17 protein-coding genes are annotated in these 20,264 nt (G+C 44.9%); 4 read left to right on the top strand and 13 right to left on the bottom strand.

Translation table 11 applies throughout. The features are described from left to right. Positions 1–193: 193 nt before the first annotated feature. The gene (locus tag AACQ79_RS17630; protein ID WP_013857605.1) at positions 194–2,245 is read left to right on the top strand and encodes a putative bifunctional diguanylate cyclase/phosphodiesterase; all 2,052 of its coding nucleotides are present in this window, start codon (positions 194–196) and stop codon (positions 2,243–2,245) included. Positions 2,246–2,307: 62 nt separating this feature from the next. Here AACQ79_RS17630 and rimI read toward each other — a convergent pair whose 3' ends face one another. The 4 genes from rimI to ubiT form a co-directional block, all read right to left on the bottom strand. Further along, positions 2,308–2,754, bottom strand: a complete 447-nt coding sequence (rimI, locus tag AACQ79_RS17625) for a ribosomal protein S18-alanine N-acetyltransferase (protein WP_013857606.1) — start codon at positions 2,752–2,754, stop codon at positions 2,308–2,310. Between the two features lie 4 nt (positions 2,755–2,758). After that, the gene (locus AACQ79_RS17620) at positions 2,759–3,163 is read right to left on the bottom strand and encodes a DNA polymerase III subunit psi (protein ID WP_047690124.1); all 405 of its coding nucleotides are present in this window, start codon (positions 3,161–3,163) and stop codon (positions 2,759–2,761) included. A 261-nt stretch (positions 3,164–3,424) separates the two neighbouring features. After that, a complete protein-coding gene (locus AACQ79_RS17615; protein WP_047690121.1) occupies positions 3,425–3,928 on the bottom strand; it encodes a GNAT family N-acetyltransferase in 504 nt (167 codons plus the stop codon). Then, positions 3,912–4,439 (bottom strand): ubiquinone anaerobic biosynthesis accessory factor UbiT, encoded by a 528-nt coding sequence (gene ubiT / locus AACQ79_RS17610; protein WP_010318913.1) that lies wholly within the window; start codon positions 4,437–4,439, stop codon positions 3,912–3,914. Before ubiT ends, AACQ79_RS17615 begins: the two co-directional genes overlap by 17 nt. Positions 4,440–4,635: 196 nt before the next feature. Here ubiT and AACQ79_RS17605 point away from each other — a divergent pair, with 196 nt between their 5' ends. The 3 genes from AACQ79_RS17605 to AACQ79_RS17595 all read left to right on the top strand — a co-directional run bounded on the left by AACQ79_RS17605 (position 4,636) and on the right by AACQ79_RS17595 (position 8,694). Next, positions 4,636–6,684 carry a bifunctional diguanylate cyclase/phosphodiesterase gene (locus AACQ79_RS17605; protein ID WP_026027438.1) on the top strand — a complete coding sequence of 683 codons (2,049 nt, stop codon included), beginning with the start codon at positions 4,636–4,638 and terminating at the stop codon, positions 6,682–6,684. A 101-nt stretch (positions 6,685–6,785) separates the two neighbouring features. Further along, positions 6,786–7,799, top strand: coding sequence for a ubiquinone anaerobic biosynthesis protein UbiU (gene ubiU / locus AACQ79_RS17600; RefSeq protein WP_010318915.1), 1,014 nt, complete (start codon positions 6,786–6,788; stop codon positions 7,797–7,799). Between the two features lie 16 nt (positions 7,800–7,815). After that, a complete protein-coding gene (locus AACQ79_RS17595) occupies positions 7,816–8,694 on the top strand; it encodes a U32 family peptidase (protein ID WP_088720917.1) in 879 nt (292 codons plus the stop codon). Positions 8,695–8,731: 37 nt separating this feature from the next. Here the strand turns inward: AACQ79_RS17595 and AACQ79_RS17590 are convergent, their stop codons facing one another. The 9 genes from AACQ79_RS17590 to nusA all read right to left on the bottom strand — a co-directional run bounded on the left by AACQ79_RS17590 (position 8,732) and on the right by nusA (position 20,238). Further along, positions 8,732–10,072: an MATE family efflux transporter gene (locus tag AACQ79_RS17590; protein WP_170899466.1), complete on the bottom strand. Its 1,341-nt coding sequence runs from the start codon at positions 10,070–10,072 to the stop codon at positions 8,732–8,734. A gap of 40 nt (positions 10,073–10,112) precedes the next feature. Beyond that, complete coding sequence (locus tag AACQ79_RS17585; protein ID WP_010318918.1) at positions 10,113–10,523, bottom strand: MarR family winged helix-turn-helix transcriptional regulator; 411 nt, start codon at positions 10,521–10,523, stop codon at positions 10,113–10,115. A 119-nt stretch (positions 10,524–10,642) separates the two neighbouring features. Then, positions 10,643–11,563 (bottom strand): lipoprotein NlpI, encoded by a 921-nt coding sequence (gene nlpI / locus AACQ79_RS17580; protein WP_026029106.1) that lies wholly within the window; start codon positions 11,561–11,563, stop codon positions 10,643–10,645. 152 nt (positions 11,564–11,715) lie between these two features. After that, entirely contained in the window at positions 11,716–13,842 is a 2,127-nt protein-coding gene (gene pnp / locus AACQ79_RS17575; protein ID WP_010318920.1) for a polyribonucleotide nucleotidyltransferase, read from the bottom strand. Between the two features lie 317 nt (positions 13,843–14,159). Then, entirely contained in the window at positions 14,160–14,429 is a 270-nt protein-coding gene (rpsO, locus tag AACQ79_RS17570) for a 30S ribosomal protein S15 (RefSeq protein WP_010318921.1), read from the bottom strand. Positions 14,430–14,538: 109 nt separating this feature from the next. Next, positions 14,539–15,489 carry a tRNA pseudouridine(55) synthase TruB gene (gene truB / locus AACQ79_RS17565; RefSeq protein WP_013857615.1) on the bottom strand — a complete coding sequence of 317 codons (951 nt, stop codon included), beginning with the start codon at positions 15,487–15,489 and terminating at the stop codon, positions 14,539–14,541. Next, on the bottom strand, positions 15,490–15,906 hold the full coding sequence (gene rbfA, locus AACQ79_RS17560; RefSeq protein WP_026028089.1) for a 30S ribosome-binding factor RbfA: 417 nt from the start codon (positions 15,904–15,906) through the stop codon (positions 15,490–15,492). It lies immediately after the preceding gene. Positions 15,907–16,011: 105 nt separating this feature from the next. Next, positions 16,012–18,726 (bottom strand): translation initiation factor IF-2, encoded by a 2,715-nt coding sequence (gene infB / locus AACQ79_RS17555; RefSeq protein ID WP_017043248.1) that lies wholly within the window; start codon positions 18,724–18,726, stop codon positions 16,012–16,014. Between the two features lie 24 nt (positions 18,727–18,750). Beyond that, positions 18,751–20,238 (bottom strand): transcription termination factor NusA, encoded by a 1,488-nt coding sequence (nusA, locus tag AACQ79_RS17550; RefSeq protein WP_013857618.1) that lies wholly within the window; start codon positions 20,236–20,238, stop codon positions 18,751–18,753. Positions 20,239–20,264 lie beyond the last annotated feature (26 nt).

The raw sequence follows: 20,264 nt of genomic DNA, 5'->3' as shown, positions 1-20,264 counted from the left end.
AGGGAGAGCCGAAGCGCTTACGCTGATCAGCAGTTCGATTCAAATTTGCGCGGTATTCTCCCCTATATTTGATCTGGGAGCAACTTTCGTCGCTATACAAATCAACAAGAGAATGACGACCTTTCTATTTGTAATTAAATTATCAATAAATATGAGCTATAACTAAAAAGGGCGAAGAGAATAAGCGAGTATTATGCTGATAACCAAACAAAGAAATTCTCTGGCATTTAAACAAGCCAAAACAGTGTTCCTAGTCTCGGTGATCCTTGGGATAGGCTTTAGTTTGTATCATACTTTGCTCGACCTGCACCATGAGCAAGCTCGCATTGAAGATCACTACCGTTTTAAACTGCTGCAAAATTATTCAAATGCCAGCCAGGCTGCTTATCACCTCAATAACTTATTAGCCAATCAAGTCGTCTCTAGCCTAATGGTTGATAATGCCATTTATCACGTTGAAATTATTGATGATTTTGGCGATACACTGGCAAAAAAAAGCAGAGAGATTCCAGCGCAGACTGCTTTTATTCGGCTCTTATCGAATTATCTGACACCTGAAATACCCATCTTTAAAACTGACTTGCATCAACCCAATTCGAGTGTGGTGGTAGGTAGCTTAAGTTTTTCCGTCAACGGCTCTTCCATTGCCAAAGAATTTATTGCAAAAACCACACGAGTATTGCTGTTTGATCTCTTTCGAAATGTGTTGCTGACTTCGATCCTTTTAGTTTTTTTTTACTACAAGCTGTCAAAACCCATCACCACGTTAATTTCGTGGGTTCGCTCATTGCAAAACAATCAACGTCCAACACAGCCGCCATTACAACAGCAAAAAAATGAGCTCAGTGAGTTAGCTGGTACTTTCTATACTTTATGGAAAGAGCGAGAGCTCGCGGATGCTAAACTTAACCAATTAGCCTACTACGACACGTTAACTGGCCTTGCTAATCGCAGCTTGCTGCTACAACTGCTCACTGATGCCATTGATAACAGTATTCGCACCCACACTTCTGGTGTGTTGTTTTACCTTGATCTCGACCGTTTCAAAACGATCAATGATTCACTTGGACACACAACGGGGGATCATTTAATCAAAGCTATCGCCATGCGTATGGATGGCTGGCTTAAACACGATTACACCGCCGCACGCATCGGTGGCGATGAGTTTGCGGTGTTGATTCCTCATCTCTCTCGCCAACAAGCAGAGAAGGTAGCTCAGCAGCTTCTGGCTCTGATTTCCAACCCTTACTCGATTGATGACCACCAGCTTTATTGCACTGTGAGTATTGGTATCTCGATTTTTCCGTCAGTGGGCAAAACCAATATCGATGTCCTTAGACAAGCCGATACAGCGCTTTACCGCGCAAAAGCGAATGGACGCAATAAATACATGTTTTATGAGCCAGAAATGCAGGCTCAAGTCGAATCGTTTCTGGAAATTGAAAAAGGCCTCCATGAAGCCCTCAATACCCAACAGTTAGAACTCTATTACCAACCTCAAGTCGATGAGCGGCACAATATTGTCGGTGTGGAAGCCTTGATCCGCTGGAACCACCCAACCAAAGGTGTATTGCCACCGGGTGTGTTTATGACCATCGCAGAAGAAACGGGGCAAATTATTCCGATTGGAAACTGGATATTAGAGCAAGCGTGCTATCAATACGCCGCTTGGAAGCGCCAAGGAGTATTACCGCCCCATTTTCGCCGTTTAGCCATCAACATCAGTCCGTTGCAGTTTTCTCAAGATTCTTTTGTTGAACACATTAACCATGCAATGCAACAAGCAGGTATTACTGGTGAACATCTTGAATTGGAGATTACTGAAGGGCTATTGCTGGAAAATGTAGAAAGTGCGATTCAAAAAATGGTGCAACTTAAAAAAAGTAAGCTGAGCATCTCGATTGATGATTTTGGCACTGGTTATTCATCACTGCGTTACCTCAAACTTTTATCTGTGGATGTGCTCAAAATCGATCGTTCTTTTGTCACTCAATTGCATCTAGATGAGAGTGACCAAGCAATTGTGGATACGATTATTATGATTGCGAAACGTTTAAATTTGGAGGTAATAGCCGAAGGTGTGGAAGAGTGCCAAGAACTCGAAACTCTCAAACAATTGGGTTGTGATCAGTTCCAAGGTTACTTATTTGATAAGCCGTTAACCGCTAAGGAAGTCGTCAAGCGTTTTGCAAGCCCATGCTATCAACTCAATGAACATCAAAAAGATAAGGCGCACCAGAAATAGTTCCGAGACGCCTGACCATGAAAAAACCTGAGTTTGCAAACGATCTGCTGATGGAAAATAAGCTACAAAAAATAGTAGCTCATGATGATCGCATCTTCTGATCCTTTCGGAGTGGGATAGTAGTTAACTCGACGATCGAGCTCATTAAAACCCAGCGATTCGTACAAGCTATAAGCGCGGATGTTGCTTTCGCGAACTTCAAGCCACGCACTTTCAGCTTGCGCTTTTTCACAGTAAGTTAAGAAAAACTCCATCAACAGTTTTCCGTAACCCTTACCTTGCTGCTGCGGATCGACAGCGATATTCAACAAGGTCACCTCTCCAACAATATTCTGTGCATAGAAATAACCGACAACTTTGCCATCAACCAACATAGCATGGTGGCATGCACCACGACTCGCCAAGTCGCGTACGAGTGATTCAGCCCAAGGGTAACTGTGAGCTTGCTGCTCAATGGACCAAATAGCATCAAGATAAGGAAGTGATAAAGGCACAACATCAATATTCATGGTTTTAGGACTCATAAGAACAAATTTGCTGCCACAACGCCCGGCGCAGCTCGGTATTGCCATCTATCTCAACTAGCGACGGTGACGTTAACACTTTCTGGGCCAACGGGCTTTCTTTCTTTTCACAGCCTGAAAACCACAACCATTCAATTCTGGAGCCTGTTAGTTGGCTAAGAGAGTGAGGCTCAAGATGACACGCCTGACTGATTTCGAGCCCCATACTTTTCAATACTCTTGAAAACAGCAATAGAGCACCTTGTTGCGGGTATTGGGGGGAAACGAGTAATAAACGGCACGTGCTCGGCAGCGTCACCGGATCAGGTTGATAGCCAGCCAGCCGCTGTGGATGGATAAGCTCCCAACGCTGGATGCCCATTTCTTGTAAATATTGATTTTCGTGATGTGACATCTGTTTATGACCTCATTGAACATCTCAATCCTAACAAATCAGCGCCAAGACAGAAACCGTTAATCATCCAATGACTCAAGAGCTATGCCCAAACAACTTGAAGTTGCAGATAGGCGACAAGTGAATTCATCCCCATGAGCCTAGATAAACGAGGTGATTGGGGTGAGCGAATGTAGCCAACACAACGGTAGCTTCAAATGAGAAGAGCATAAAAGTAAACAGGGAGCACTGGGCTCCCTGTTTTGAATAGAAATACGGTGATTAAAGTTCGTTGAACTCTGGGCAATACTCAATTAAACCCGCTCGCCCGCTCAATTCGCCGTCGACTAATGCAACGATCTGAAACGCGCCAACTGGAACATCCCAACGACAACGAAAATCAGATTTCGCCGCCTCTTTAAAGCCAAAGCGTTGATAATAATCCGGGTCACCCAAAACCACACAAGCTGGATAATCGAACTCAGCCAAACAGATTAACCCCTCTTTTACTAACGAGGCGGCGACACCTTGATTTCGCCACTCTTTTTTCACGGCCAACGGTGCAAGCCCTTGCCAATTTAAGTCTTCACCATTGAGTAAGATCGGGCTAAACATCACATGACCAACAACTTCGCCGTCATCATCACAGGCCACTAAAGAGAGCGTCAAATGGCTGTTTTCCCTTAATGTCATGACCAAATTAGCTTCAGCATCTGTCTCAAAGGCTGATTTTAATAAGCGGTCAATCGCTAAGATATCCGCTGGCGCTTCAGTTCGAATAAGCATTCATTACCTCATTTTGTGTCACTGGCGATTGTACGCCCTTATGCACAAAATCTGCTAGCTGATTTATTAACATCTGGAACGGTTTTGGTAAAAGCTCTAGGTCAACACTGTCCATCAGGTTCTTCACCTCTAACCCCAGTTCGGTATCCCCTTCAATGGAGAGTCGACGTTGAAAGAACAGCGTATCAGGATCTTCTTTTCGACCAGCAATCAACACCATATCATTTAGGTTACCGCTAAAGCTGACATCTTCCACTTCCGTCTTATCAGACACAACAAGTTGTTCCGCTTGATAGCTGATATACCAATTCAAATTCAAATCGCGAATTGAAACCTTTAACCATTTCCCATCAAGAAATTCAAAGTCACCTTCTTGCAAAGCCTCATGAAATATAGTTTTCAACCCTTCTAGCAAGGCTTTTTTTTGTACAACTTGCGGTAAGAAGTGGACTGGGGATCGCAAAATTGAAGCGGCGTTTTGAACTAGTTGAGTACGAATCTTGTGAATCACGAGCGTTATCCGTTACTTTGTAATGCAATAGTACCTAATCATAATGGATGTGGGGGTGCAAATTCCTGTGATGCATCAAAAAACGTACATTGTTTGAGAACCTTTTCTAGCTTAGTAATCAAAGTTATAGTTAATGTGTTACTTACGTTGTAACATCCTCATGAATATAAGTGCTCTGGAGAGTGGTAGTAGCTTGATGCCTTCGCAACATTTACAACATTGGTTTGCAAAAATCACGTCGAACAGTCCGTTCTTTTTTGCCATCTTGAACGACCAACATAACTATGTGATGGTCAATGAACGTTATTGTGATATTGCAGGGCTGAGCACAACCGAATTGGTTGGAATGAATGACTCACAAATTCTGGGGGAGCATTTCTACCGCCATCTCAAACCTTATTATGAACGGGCATTTCAAGGAGAAACGCTTGAGACCGAACTGACTCTTCACGAGATCGATTTAGAAACGAGTTTGCATTTCTCTTTATCACCTATCATGGGTGATAAAAAAGTCGAAAATATTGTGTTTCACGCCATCGACACCTCCGAAAAACAGATCCTCATTCGCTCATTAGAAGAGTCGGAAAATAAGTTTTCAACCTTGACTAGCTTACTTCCCGATGGATTGTTGCTGGTCGATGACGACTGCATTATCTCTGCTAACCCCGCATCGGCTCGTTTACTCGGTTTTGAAAATACCTCAGAGCTTCTTGGTGAAGAGTTATCGCGCTTGTTTGTCGATGAAAAAAGTAAAACCGTATTCAGCTCTCCACTTAGTTTATTACTCGCAGGGGCACCATTGGTCTGCCTCACTGGGCCAAAGTGTGGCTTTGAACGTAAAGTTCAACTGCACGCTGGAGCCACCGTCGTGCTGGGCAACAGCTCACAACTGATTTTGATTCAAGATGCAGAAGATGCACCTAAGCAGTTGTCTTCGACTATGCATGCCGATATCCACATTGACTCGCTGACTAACTTGTATAACCGTTTTGGTTTCACTAAACGTTTAGAGCAGTTCATTCAAAATGAAACACCCCTTGTGATGCTCTATTTAGACATTGATAACTTCAAAAACATCAATGACTCTTTAGGCCATCATATTGGCGATAAAGTCATTAAAGAGGTCTCAGCACGGCTGAAACGTTTACTACCGCAACAAGCGATTGTGGGCCACCTTGGCGGCGATGAATTTGGACTAATACTGCCTGATCCTGAAAATAGTCGCGCCGCTGAAATGTTGGCTGAACGCATCATTTCTTTGATTAACCAACCGTTTGATCTGCACCATTTCAGTAAACGCTTAGCCTGCTCCATAGGTAGTGTCGCCTACCCTGGTGACGGTAGCGATGCACGCGTATTGTTGCAAAACGCCGATACGGCGATGTATGAAGCCAAAGATCGTGGTAGAAACCGTCTGATTAAGTTCAACGATCAAATGAACAAAGAAGCGCGCATGCGCTTATGGCTTGAAATTGAACTGCAAAAAGCGCTGCAACAAAATGGCCTTGAAGTGTGGTATCAACCGAAAGTAAATGCTCGCGACTTCAGCATCAATGGTGCGGAAGCTTTGGTGCGCTGGAAACACCCTGTGGAAGGGTATATCAACCCGGGCGCTTTTATCCCTGTCGCGGAAAAAGCTGGGCTGATTGAACATTTAGGCCGAGTGGTGATGCGTGATGTCTTCTCGACCGTAAAACGCTGGAAGCTGCAAGGTATTTTACCAGGTCGCGTGGCGATCAATTTATCGCCCGAACAGTTTTGTAACCCGAAGTTGATTGATTATATGGAAAAACTGCTTCGCACCACGGAGCTTGATCCAAACTGCATCACATTTGAACTGACCGAAAGTGCCGTCATGAGCGACAGCGAACACACCTTGCAAATGTTGAACGCGATCAAAAAACTGGGCTTTTCTCTGTCCATTGACGACTTTGGTACGGGGTATTCCTCGCTCTCTTACCTCGCTCGCTTCCCGATTGATGAACTTAAAATTGACCGCGCTTTTATAACGGATATCGATACACTTCCTAAACAAATCACCGTCATTGAAAACATCATCAATTTAGGAAAATCACTCAACTTAACGGTCGTTGCCGAAGGTGTGGAAACCCAACAACAAGCCACGCTACTCTCTAATCTCAACTGTAACTCAATTCAAGGCTTCCATTTTTATCGGCCACAACCGAGGCAGGAAGTAGAAGAGTTATTCGTTCAAAATCGTCGTCATCGTTCTACTCCCAAATAAGTAAATCTCGTTTATTCGCCCCAAACCTGCCTTACATCAAATTTGCTATTCATAATGCTTCATAAAATACCACTACTTTCCCTTAGATATCGTACGGATCAATGGAACTTTTATGTCCTGCAGGTAACCTGCCTGCTCTAAAAACAGCGATCGATTGTGGTGCAGATGCGGTTTATATCGGCTTCAAAGATGATACCAATGCTCGCCACTTTGCTGGCCTTAATTTCGCAGGTAAGAAGTTAGATAAAGCTGTGCAATATGTTCATGATCACCATAAAAAAATTCATGTCGCGTTAAATACCTTCGCCCACCCTAATGGCTTCGAGCGTTGGACTCACGCCGTCGATAATGCCGCCAGTTTAGGCGTAGATGCGTTGATCATCGCCGATATCGCGGTATTGGATTATGCCGCTAACCGATATCCAGATCTGGAACTGCATCTTTCTGTGCAAGCCTCCGCCACCAACGTCGCCGCTATCGAGTTTTATAAACAAAATTTCAATATAAAACGGGTGGTGTTACCGCGAGTGCTATCAATCCATCAAGTCAAACAGCTCTCACGTAATATGATGAGTGACGTCGAGCTTGAAGTATTTGCCTTTGGCAGCTTATGTATTATGTCTGAAGGGCGCTGTTATCTCTCTTCCTATATGACGGGAGAATCACCCAATACTGTCGGAGCCTGTTCGCCCGCGAAGTATGTCCGCTGGCAAGAAACGGACTCAGGTTTGGAATCTCGCTTAAACGAAATTTTGATTGATAAATACGCAGCCGGAGAAAATGCAGGCTACCCAACCTTGTGCAAAGGTCGTTTTGAAGCGCAGATCGATGGGCAACCTAAACGCTACCACGCACTGGAAGAGCCAACCAGTTTAAATACGTTATCACTATTACCAGAACTGTTTGCAGCCAACGTTGCTTCCGTCAAAATTGAAGGTCGCCAACGTAGCCCTGCATATGTGGAGCAAGTGACTAAAACCTGGCGAGCGGCGATTGATCGCTACCAAGCAAATCCACAAGCCTACCAAGTAGAAACGGCTTGGAATACCGCCTTAGCCAACGTTTCTGAAGGCACGCAAACGACACTCGGCGCGTACCATCGCCAATGGCAATAAGAGAATGGAGAAGAGAATGAAATATGCGCTGGGTCCTTTACTCTATTTCTGGCCCAAACAAGAGGTAGAAAGTTTTTATCAACAGGCAATCAATAGCCCTGCTGATGTGATCTATTTGGGTGAATCAGTCTGCTCCAAGCGACGTGAGATAAAACCACAACACTGGTTTGAGATCGCCAAAGCGCTTTCACAAGCGGGTAAACAGGTTGTGATCTCAACCATGGCGCTACTGGAAGCGCCGAGCGAAATCAATGTGATGAAAAAGTATATTGAGAATGGCGATTTTGCGATTGAAGCCAATGACGTTTCGGCGATTCAACTCGCCAGTGAAAAACGCCTTCCTTTTGTGGTTGGGCCCGCCGTGAATGCTTACAACGCGCGCACACTGCAACTGTTCCTAAAGCAAGGGATGATCCGTTGGTGCATGCCTGTTGAACTCTCCCGTGATTGGCTAATCAATGTATTGCAACAATGTGATGAGCTTGGTATCAAAAACCAGTTTGAAGTAGAAGTTTTTAGCCACGGATACCTGCCACTGGCTTACTCCGCACGCTGCTTTACCGCACGGGCCGAAAACCGTGCGAAGGATGAATGTGAGACTTGCTGTATCAAGTATCCAACCGGAATTCAGGTTCACAGCCAAGAAGGCCAAGCGGTATTTAACCTCAACGGTATCCAAACCCAGTCGGGCTATTGCTATAACCTTGCTAATGATTTACCAAGTATGGCGGGATTGGTCGATGTCGTTCGTTTAAGCCCACTTGGTTTTGAGACATTCGAACATCTGTCGCAGTTCAAGGCCAATGAAAAAGGAGAGCATCCCTCCCCTTTAACCAATCACCAGTGTAACGGCTATTGGCACCAATTACCGGGCCTAGCGATTCAACAAAGCTGAGCGTAGCCTCCCCCTAGAGACAAGGGGGAGGCTCTTGTTAAGCGAACACGGTTTGCTTCGCGTTATCACAAGGTAGTGCACGCAAATCTCGCCACAACATCAAACCCACCACCAAACTTAACGCAATATTGGAAATGGGGAAGGCAATCCACACACCAGTCACGCCATATAACTTAGGTAACAAATACAAGAACGGTAGTTGGATCGCCATATTACCAATGGTGACAAACATCGCCTTACTGCCGCGATTAGTCGCTTGATAAAAGGCGGCGGCGACAACTAAAAATCCATCCAAAAACAGCGCGAACATATGCAGTTTTAAGCCCAGTACAGCGCTTGCCATCAATTGCGGGTCAGTTGAATTGAAGACCGCCACAACCTGAGTGGAAAACAAGTTAAGCAGCACCACAAAACCCAGCCCGCCAAGCACGGCAATGCTCATTGCAATTTTGAGCAGTTTTCTAATATGAAGATAGTTTTTGGCACCATAATTGAAGCTAACTAACGGCTGCATACCATTCGCGATGCCCTCTGCCGTTAAGTAATAAACCGTGACGATATAGCCTAATATCGCGTATGCCCCAACAAGTACCGCGCTGCCATAGTGAGCAAATAGGCTGTTGTGCACCGCCACCATCATCGAACCATAGGCATACATAAAAAAGCTTGAAGTACCAATAACAACAATTTGCGGTAATAAAGACCATTGCACTCGCATCACCGAAAGTGATAGCCGCAGCTTGGCACGTTTCGAAAAGAAATAGCCTATGCCTAATACCGTCACACTTAATTGTGCGAGTGCCGTTGCGATGGCGGCACCAGTAAGTTCCCAATGTAAAACGGCAATAAACAGATAATCGAAGAGAATATTGATTATCGCACCACTCACCATCAGCAATGTGGCTAAATTAGGGCTGTCGTCGTTTCGTAACAAGAAAGGCATCGCAATAGAGCCAAGCGTAAAGACACAAGCGATCACTAATACTTGCAAATATTGCAAGCCAAGTTGGTAGACTCGTCCTTCAACGCCTTGCCACGCAATGAAATCGTCCGCAAGAAACCATAGAATTGTCGCCACCACGGGAGCTAGCATCAAAAGCAACAATAGGCCGGTAGCAAGCACTTGCTTAGCTGCAGCTATGTTCCCTTCACCTTGCTTTATCGAAGCCAGAGCACCGGTTCCAACGCCCACCAACATGCCAAGCCCTAAAATAAAGCCAATAATAGGCCACGCAACGTTAATGCCCGCCAATCCCTCAGCACCAACATAATGACCAATAAAAATACCATCCACCACTTGATACAAGCCATTGACTAACATAGCTGCCACGGTCGGAATGGTATAGCGCCAAAATTGGCGGTAAATTGAATTTTTCATAACAGACACCATAGTTAGCAAAGCTAACTATATAAGTAAATTAAAGTAATACTTTGGATAACAACATATTAAAACACAGTGCTTCTTCTTCCGAGAGATGCTTAGTCACTTGCTCTGCGACAACAGCGTACACTTTCGCTTCATCCGCTAAATGCTCACGCGCAGTATCGGTGAGAGAAACTCGGTAAGAACGCGCATCATCTTGGCATTGTGCCGTCTGAACCAACCCTTTATTTTTAAGCCTTTTAACCATATTTGATACCGATGGTTTACTCACTTCCATCTCATTGGCTAAATCAGTTAAGCGCAGTGGCAAAGAAGAGCTTTGAATCACTTTAAGGTAATCATATTCATTAAAGCTCAATTGTGAAATGGGATCAGCTTTGCTATACCGACGCCAGATTTTGGCACTAAAACGCTCTAATTTTTCTAAGTTAGCTTCTAGTTTCACTGCTTTTCAAATTAAAATGGTTATCAAGGCTAACTATTTTATGGATCTTTAGATCGTTAAGCAACAAAAAAGCCGCTGAAAAAGTCAGCGGCTTTAAGGAAAAGGATATAATAAGGTACTTATTGCTGAGACTCTGGCTGCTCAGCTTTCGCCTTAGCTAAATAGTCGGCTCTTACTTGCTGGAAAATTTTCCCCAATTCAAGATAAGCGTATCGATGCTCAACATATTCGTAGACGTTAAATGACAACGCAAGCTTGTACAAGGCGATCGCGTGCGCGTAATTTCCCTCTTGTTGGTAACGCTTAGCGAGATAAAAATAGACTTCAGTTAAACGCTGTGCTTGTATCGCATTACCGCTGCCTTCTTCTAAGATCATCTTAAAAGCTTGCTCTTCCGATATCTCTTTAAGCGTTAACGCAACCAAGAGCCATCCCCATTGATCATCTCGAACTTTATAGCGATTGAAGAGATCCACACGTGCCTGCAAAGGCTCGCTTTCACTTTGAATAATATATAGCCACAATGCACGAAAGGGATCGCTAGGGTCATGTTGATAATGTGCGCGAATCTCTTCCAGCGCAAGTTCTGTACGGTCGCCGTAATAAAGTGCGATGGCTCTGTTACGCTCAGCGTAAAAATTGTCAGGTTCAAGTTCTAATGTCGAATCAAATGCCTCATAAGCGGCATCAAACTCTGCGACTTGCGTGTAATACACGCCTAATAAATTAAAGATATCAGGCTGCGCCGGGTTAAGCGCGAGTGACTGCTCAAAATCTAAACGTGCTAAAGTACGTAGCCCAACACTGTCGTAGTTGTTACCACGCTCATAAAACATTTTAGCCCGCACATCATCAGGTAGATCAGTGCGTTGTAGCAGTTGCGTCAAACGCGCTATCTGAACTTGTTGCTGTAATGAAGACTGCAATGGCACTGCCATCGGAGGGTATACCCATTGACTTTGATTGTCATTTTGAGTTGACGCGCAGCCCGACATTATCAGTATCAAAGCACTCAATGCGGCCGTTGGAAACCATTTCACAAATAAAACTCCTGTGTACCCCAAAGCTCAAGATAAGTGGGTGTATCGCATTAATCTAGGCATGAAAAAGGGAGCGAATAACGCTCCCTTTATATCATGCTTTATGTTGAAAAGGCGACTAAAGCGCCGTGCTTCTCAAGCTTAAAGTGGCCTTATTCAGCCGTTGGTGCTGCAACAACTTCTTCAGCTGGTTTCTCTACCGCTTCTTTCATGCTTAGACGAACACGGCCTTGGCGGTCGATTTCAAGTACTTTAACTTGAACTTCTTGGCCTTCTTTCAAGTAATCAGACACTTTCTCGATGCGTTGATCCGCGATTTGAGAAATGTGTACCAGACCATCTTTACCAGGAAGAATGTTAACGAACGCGCCAAAATCAGCCAGACGAGCGACCTTACCAGTATAGATAGCGCCGACTTCAACTTCAGCCGTGATCTCTTCAATGCGACGAATCGCTTCTTTAGCTTGAGCGCTATCGGTTGCCGCAATCTTGATTGTACCGTCATCTTCGATTTCGATGGTTGTGCCCGTCTCTTCAGTTAGAGCACGGATCACAGCACCACCTTTACCGATCACGTCTTTGATTTTCTCAGAGCTGATCTTCATGGTGTAAATGCGTGGTGCAAATTCAGAAATCTCAGCACGAGCACCAGAGATCGCTTGATCCATCACAGAAAGGATATGCTTACGTGCACCTTGTGCTTGGTTTAGCGCAATTTGCATGATCTCTTTGGTGATACCTTCGATCTTAATGTCCATTTGCAGTGCAGTGATACCTTGGTTAGTACCCGCTACTTTAAAGTCCATATCACCTAGGTGATCTTCATCACCAAGAATGTCAGAAAGAACAACGAAATCATCGCCTTCTTTAACAAGACCCATTGCAATACCTGCAACTGAAGACTTGATTGGTACACCTGCATCCATCAGAGCAAGAGAAGTACCACATACCGAAGCCATTGAAGATGAACCGTTAGATTCTGTGATTTCTGATACTACACGAACTGTGTATGGGAACTCTTCCACTGAAGGCATAACGGCAGCGATACCACGCTTAGCCAGTTTACCGTGGCCGATTTCACGACGCTTAGGAGAGCCTACAAAACCAGTTTCGCCCACACAGTATGGAGGGAAGTTGTAGTGTAGTAGGAAGTTATCTTTACGCTCACCTGTTAGCTCATCGATGATTTGAGCATCACGCTGAGTACCAAGAGTAGCGGTTACGATTGCCTGAGTTTCACCACGAGTAAATAGTGCAGAACCGTGAGTACGAGGAAGAATACCAGTGCGTACGTCTAGCGCACGAACCATGTCTTTTTCACGACCGTCAATACGTGGGTTGCCAGCAATAATGCTACGACGTACAACCGTCTTCTCTAGATCGTGGAAGATAGTGTGGATTTCTTTCGCATTTGCTTCAGGATCTTCAGCAAGAATTACTTTGTTTACTTCAGCAGCAATTTCATGAATACGGTCGTAACGAGCCATTTTTTCAGTGATTTTGTAAGCTTCAACAAGCTTAGCTTCTGCTAGTTCAGCGATCTTGCTGTTAAGTACTGTGTTCTCTTGAGGAGCAACCCAATCCCAAGCTGGAGTGGCAACTTCAGCAGCAAATTCATTGATCGCTTTAATCACAGCTTGTTGTTGGTCGTGGCCGTAAACAACCGCTGCTAGCATTTCTTCTTCAGTTAGGTTATCCGCTTCTGACTCAACCATCAGTACCGCGTTGTCTGTACCTGCAACCACAAGATCAAGACGAGATACAGCAAGCTCGGTCATGCTTGGGTTAAGCACTAATTGACCATCAATGTGACCCACGCGCGCCGCGCCAATAGGACCATTGAATGGAATACCAGAGATAGCAAGTGCTGCTGAAGTACCAATCATAGTCACGATATCAGGTTGAACGTCTGGATTTACAGACATCACTGTCGCGATGACTTGAACTTCATTTTTAAATGCATTAGGGAAAAGAGGACGAATTGGGCGGTCAATCAGACGCGCAGTCAAAGTTTCGCCTTCTGATGGACGACCTTCACGCTTGAAGAAGCCACCTGGAATTTTACCCGCTGCGTAAGTACGCTCTTGGTAGTTAACAGTAAGAGGGAAGAAGTCTTGACCTTCTACTGCTTCTTTTTTACCAACAACAGAAACGAATACCGCGGTATCGTTCATAGTGACCATAACAGCCGATGTAGCTTGGCGTGCGATAACGCCGGTTTCTAGAGTGACGGTATGATTACCGTATTGGAATGATTTCACTACTGGTTTATCAAACATTGTTTATCCTTGCTCTAGAGTTGCCTCTAGATTGAATGAAATAACACTCAAGACATTACGAATCGCGACTAGTAAAAATAGGCTCTATATCACGGGGAAACAAAGCGTTGGGCTTGCCGCTCCCACTGGTATCTGAACGCTACTTTTAATAGCCGCGACCTGCTGGCCGACTTCGGTGACTGTAATGCTATGAGTATGAAGCGTTAAAGTACATACAACACACTTTAACGGCGGGTAGTATAGCGACTTAGGAGAGATTGTGCCAAATTTAGATAACAAAAAAGGGGCTAAAAGCCCCTTTTCTGAACAAACTGATCTTAGCGACGTAGCTCAAGACGTTTGATTAGGTCTTGGTAACGACCTAAATCTTTACCTTTTAGGTAGTCTAGAAGCTTACGACGGCTTGAAACCATACGTAGTAGACCACGACGGCTGTGGTGATCGCCTTTGTGAGTTTTGAAGTGACCTTGTAGGTGGTTGATAGAAGCAGTTAGTAGTGCTACTTGTACTTCTGGTGAACCAGTGTCGCCTTCGCCACGTGCGTATTCAGCAACGATTGCCGCTTTAGTTTCTGCATTCAGAGACATAATGCTCTCCTAATAAGAGTAAGTTTAAAGGTGTAGCAGCCAATCTCTGATTCAGCCGCTACGCGAAGCCGGGATTATAGGGAAATCCCCAACGTTAAGCAATAGCTATTTAAAGCGACTCTTCGTCTCTAAAAACGACCAATCGCTTAGGTGCAACACGACCATCTTGGTCAATTTCACCCACACCGATAAAGAGTTTCTCTTCACCCATGGTCATGCGCACTGTGCCATCAAGTGGCACACCCAACACTTGCACTGGTTGTCCATGTTGTACCATGTCTGCCAACTCAGGAATAAGGTTAACTTCCGGCAAATCTTGCACCGCACTGTCCATTGGCATCAATAACGAGTCCAACACATTTTTCGGTGCGACATCATCACGCAGCGCCTGTTGCAGCAATGCATCAAGTTGCTCTAAAGTCACCATCTTCTCATATGGGTACTTCGCGACCGCAGTACGACGCAGCATGGTCACATGTGCGCCACAACCAAGCATTTCACCTAAGTCATCCACGATAGTACGGATATACGTGCCTTTCGAACAGTGCACATCCATTTCAACTTCATCACCTTCGAAACGGATCAATTCAATATCATAGACAGTGATTTTTCGAGATTCGCGCGGAATATCAATGCCTTCACGAGCGTATTCATATAGAGGACGGCCTTGATATTTCAGTGCAGAAAACATTGACGGAATTTGGTCGGTTTCACCACGAAAACGCTCGATACACTCTCGCAGGGTATTTAATTGCACATTGACAGGGCGTGTTTCCACTACCTCTCCGTCTGAATCAGAGGTATTGGTTCGCTCACCCAATTTTGCAATGACTCGATAACGCTTATCTGAATCAAGTAAAAACTGAGAGAATTTTGTCGCTTCACCAAGGCAAATAGGCAACATTCCTGTTGCCAAGGGATCGAGCGCGCCAGTGTGTCCGGCTTTTTCTGCAAAATAAATACGTTTTACTTTTTGTAAGGCATCATTCGAGGAGATACCCGTTGGCTTATCCAGTAAAATTACCCCGTTAATTGGGCGACCTTTACGACGACGAGCCATCTATTCATTCCCTTCTTCTGCAGACGCTTCATCTTCACGCCCTGCATCTTTCTGTCTGCGCTTATCATTGCTGACCACTTCAGTCACCAAGTTGGACATGCGCATACCTTCAACCAAAGTATTGTCATAAGTGAAGCGAATTTCTGGTGTCAAACGTAAGCGAATACGTTTACCAAGCATCATGCGGATATGAACTTCATGCTCTTTTAACGCAGCTAAGCAGCTTTCTGGGGTCTGCTCACCAACGCATAGAAACGTCACAAACACTTTTGCATAAGCAAGGTCACGTGACACTTCGACTTCTGAAATCGTCACCATACCTAAGCGTGAGTCACGGACTTCACGTTGTATGATCATGGCGAGTTCTTTTTGCAGCTGTTGGGATACGCGCTGCGTGCGGCTAAATTCTTTTGACATATCTTTTCTCACATATAGAAAGAATGGGGGGATGGTTCAACCCAGCCCCCCATGGTGTATTCAACAACCGATTACTGTCTATTTCAATACAGCAACGTCAGTCAATTAATCCAGTGTACGTTTAATTTCCACTGTTTCGAAGACTTCGATTTGGTCACCAACACGAACATCATTGTAGTTCTTAACGCCGATACCACATTCGTAGCCATTCTTCACTTCTTGCACGTCATCTTTAAAGCGACGTAGCGACTCAAGCTCACCTTCGTAGATAACCACGTTATCACGTAGAACACGGATAGGGCTATTACGTTTGATAACGCCTTCAGTCACCATACAACCAGCAACTGCGCCTAGTTTAGGTGATTTAAATACTTCACGAACCTGAGCAAGACCAATGATCTCTTGCTTAAACTCTGGTGCTAGCATGCCGCTCATGGCCGCTTTTACTTCGTCAATCAATTGATAAATGATTGAGTAGTAACGTAGGTCTAAGTTTTCAGATTCGATAGTACGACGAGCTGATGCATCAGCACGAACGTTAAAGCCAAGTACGATAGCGTTAGAAGCTGCTGCAAGTACTGCGTCAGTTTCTGTGATACCACCCACACCAGAACCCACGATGTTCACTTTCACTTCATCAGTTGAAAGGTTACGCAGTGAATCAGCAATGGCTTCAACTGAACCTTGAACGTCTGCTTTTAGTACCACGTTCAGTTCAGCCACTTCACCCGCTGTCATGTTAGAGAACATGTTTTCGAGCTTAGATTTCTGCTGACGTGCAAGCTTCACATCACGGAATTTACCTTGACGATAATTTGCCACTTCACGTGCTTTACGCTCATCACGAACTACTGTTGCTTCATCACCAGCAGCTGGAACACCAGACAAACCTAGAATTTCAACAGGAATTGATGGGCCCGCTTCCGTAACTTCGTTACCAGTTTCGTCGCGCATCGCACGAACACGGCCATATTCTTGACCACACAGTACGATGTCGCCTTTGCGTAGTGTTCCTGATTGAACAAGAACGGTTGCTACAGGGCCACGGCCTTTATCAAGACGAGATTCAACCACCACACCAGACGCCATACCATCTTTAACAGCATGAAGCTCAAGAACTTCAGCTTGAAGTAGGATAGCTTCTAGTAGGCCATCAATATTAGTTCCCTGTTTCGCAGAGATGTGAACAAACATGTTCTCACCGCCCCACTCTTCAGGAATGATGTTGTGTTGAGCAAGCTCATTTTTCACGCCATCTGGGTTCGCACCATCTTTATCGATTTTGTTCACTGCAACGATAAGTGGCACATTCGCCGCTTTCGCATGTTGAATCGCTTCAACCGTTTGTGGCATCACGCCATCATCTGCTGCAACAACCAATACAACGATATCTGTCGCTTGAGCACCACGAGCACGCATTGAAGTAAACGCAGCGTGTCCAGGAGTATCAAGGAAGGTGATCATACCGTTTGGTGTTTCAACGTGGTAAGCACCAATGTGCTGAGTAATACCACCGGCCTCGCCTGATGCAACGTGTGTGCGACGGATGTAATCAAGTGTTGATGTCTTACCGTGGTCAACGTGGCCCATGATAGTCACAACTGGCGCACGAGGCACTGCTTCAAACTTGTTATCACGGTCAGAAAGGATCGCTTCTTCCAGTTCATTCTCTTTGCGGATGAGAACTTTATGACCCATTTCTTCAGCGACTAATTGCGCGGTTTCTTGGTCGATCACTTGGTTGATGGTTGCCATAGCGCCCATCTTCATCATCACTTTGATAACTTCAGTTGCTTTCACTGACATTTTGTTTGCCAGTTCAGAAAGAACAATCGTTTCACCGATCACAACATCTTGCTTAGCGACAACCGCTGTTTTATCAAAACCATGTTGCATCGATGCAGGTTTAGCCATACGACCTTTACGAGCTTTGCCTCGGCGCGTACCGCGCTCTTGCTTATCATCCTGAGATGAGATTTTGCTCTTATTAGCTTTCGTAGATTTACGGCTAGCACCTTCTTCACGGCGATCTGCTTCATCTTCGGCTTCACGTGCATACGTTGAAGTCGTAACATGGTAATCTGTATTTTCTTCCATACTACCCTTTTTCTCTTCTTCAGCAGACCAACGCTCTTTATTCTTCTCAGCCAATTCACGTGCTATTTCTAGCTGGCGCTGACTTTCCTCTTCAGCTTTACGTAATGCTTCGGCTTCTTGACGACGTTTAAGCTCTTCGGCTTCTTTTCGCGCTGCTTCTTGCTTCATTTTATTTTCAGCAGAAAGTTCTGGTTTCACTGCAGAACGTTTTGCTTTCTCATCCGCGTTAGCTGTTGCATTCGTTTGTGCTTCAACCTTCGCTTTCTCTTGTGCCTCACGCTTCGCTTTTTCTTCGGCTTCACGCTTTGCTTTTTCTTCGGCTTCGCGCTCTGCTTTTGCTTGTGCTTCACGCGCTGCTAATTCTTGTGCTTCACGTTGTGCGGCTTCTTCCGCTTCACGTGTTGCTTCATCGTCTACTGCACTGCGCTTAACGTAGGTACGTTTTTTACGCACTTCAACTTGAACATTCTTACTTTTGCCGCCGCCGGCATTGACGCTCAATGTGCTGCGTGTTTTTCGCTGCAACGTCAAACGAGTCGGCTCTGAGTCACCAGTGGTATCACCGTGCTCTTTTCTAAGATGTGACAGTAGCTTATGCTTTTCATCATCAGAAACGTTATCAGAACTCGTTTTGTTCATGCCTGCATCAGCAAGTTGTTCTAACAAGCGGTCAACTGGCGTACCAATTTCTTCACTCAGTGCTTTAACTGTAAGTTGTGTCATGCCGCTCTCTCCCCTTGCTGAGAATTATTCTTCTTCGCTAAACCAACAAATATTGCGCGCTGCCATGATCAATTGACCTGCACGCTCTTCTGTTAGACCTTCAATATTTTCGAGGTCATCAATACCTTGGTCAGCAAGATCTTCTAATGTGACTATGCCTTTCGCTGCGAGTTTAAAGGCCATTTCACGCTCTAAACCTTCTAGTGCGAGCAGATCTTCTGCTGGCTCTAGCCCTTCAAAAGACTCTTCTTGTGCTAGCGCAATCGTGGTCAACGCATTCTTCGCGCGAGTACGCAATGCTTCGATGATATCTTCATCTAGGCCGTCAACTTCAAGTAGCTCAGCAACTGGCACATAAGCCACTTCTTCAAGCGTTGAGAAGCCTTCTTCAACCAATAACTCAGCGAAGTCTTGCTCGATATCGAGGTACTTCATGAAGTTTTCAATAGAAGCCATCGATTCTTCTTGATGTTTTTTCTGTAGATCAGCAACCGTCATAACATTCAATTCCCAACCAGTCAGTTGAGAAGCGAGACGTACGTTTTGACCATTACGACCGATTGCTTGCGCTAGGTTATCCGCTTCAACAGCAATATCAATTGAGTGCGTATCTTCATCCATGATGATCGATGCAACATCTGCTGGTGCCATTGCATTGATAACAAATTGAGCTGGGTTATCATCCCAAAGAACGATATCAATGCGCTCACCGCCGAGCTCACTCGATACGGCTTGAACACGTGCTCCACGCATACCGACACACGCGCCCACAGGGTCAATGCGTTTGTCATTGGTTTTGACTGCAATTTTCGCACGCGAACCCGGATCACGAGCCGCGGCTTTCAATTCAATCAGCTCTTCACCGATTTCTGGCACTTCTACACGGAATAGCTCAGCGAGCATTTCTGGTTTTGAACGAGTAATGAAGAGTTGGAATCCGCGCGCTTCAGGGCGTACAGCATATAGCAGACCACGAACTCGGTCACCTGGACGAAAGTTTTCACGCGGTAGCTGGTCATCACGTAAAATAACCGCTTCAGCGTTATTACCTAAATCCAGAATAACCGAATCACGGTTTACTTTCTTAACAACGCCAGTAACCAACTCACCTTCGTTATCAATAAACTGTTCGACGATTTGCGCACGTTCAGCTTCACGCACTTTTTGTACGATCACTTGTTTTGCTGTTTGTGTTGTAATACGGTCAAAGGTCACTGATTCAATTTGATCTTCAATATATTGACCAAGTTCAGCTGTTTCGTCGTCGTATTTAGCTGCATCGTATGAAATTTCTTTTGTTGGATGTTCAACATTTTCAACGATTAACCAACGGCGAAAAGTTTCAAACTCACCCGTTTTACGGTCGATAGCAACACGTACATCGACTTCAATTTCATGTTTCTTCTTTGTTGATGTGGCAAGCGCAGTTTCAAGCGCCTCAAAAATACGCTCACGAGGTACGGCCTTCTCGTTCGAAACCGCCTCAACTACCGCTAAAATTTCTTTACTCATTTAATCTAGCCTCTTAAGCTCTTTTC

The sequence above is a fragment of the Vibrio sp. 3-2(1) genome (assembly GCF_963887575.1).
GTDB lineage: Bacteria > Pseudomonadota > Gammaproteobacteria > Enterobacterales > Vibrionaceae > Vibrio > Vibrio anguillarum.
This window is presented reverse-complemented; position numbering and strand designations above follow the sequence as displayed.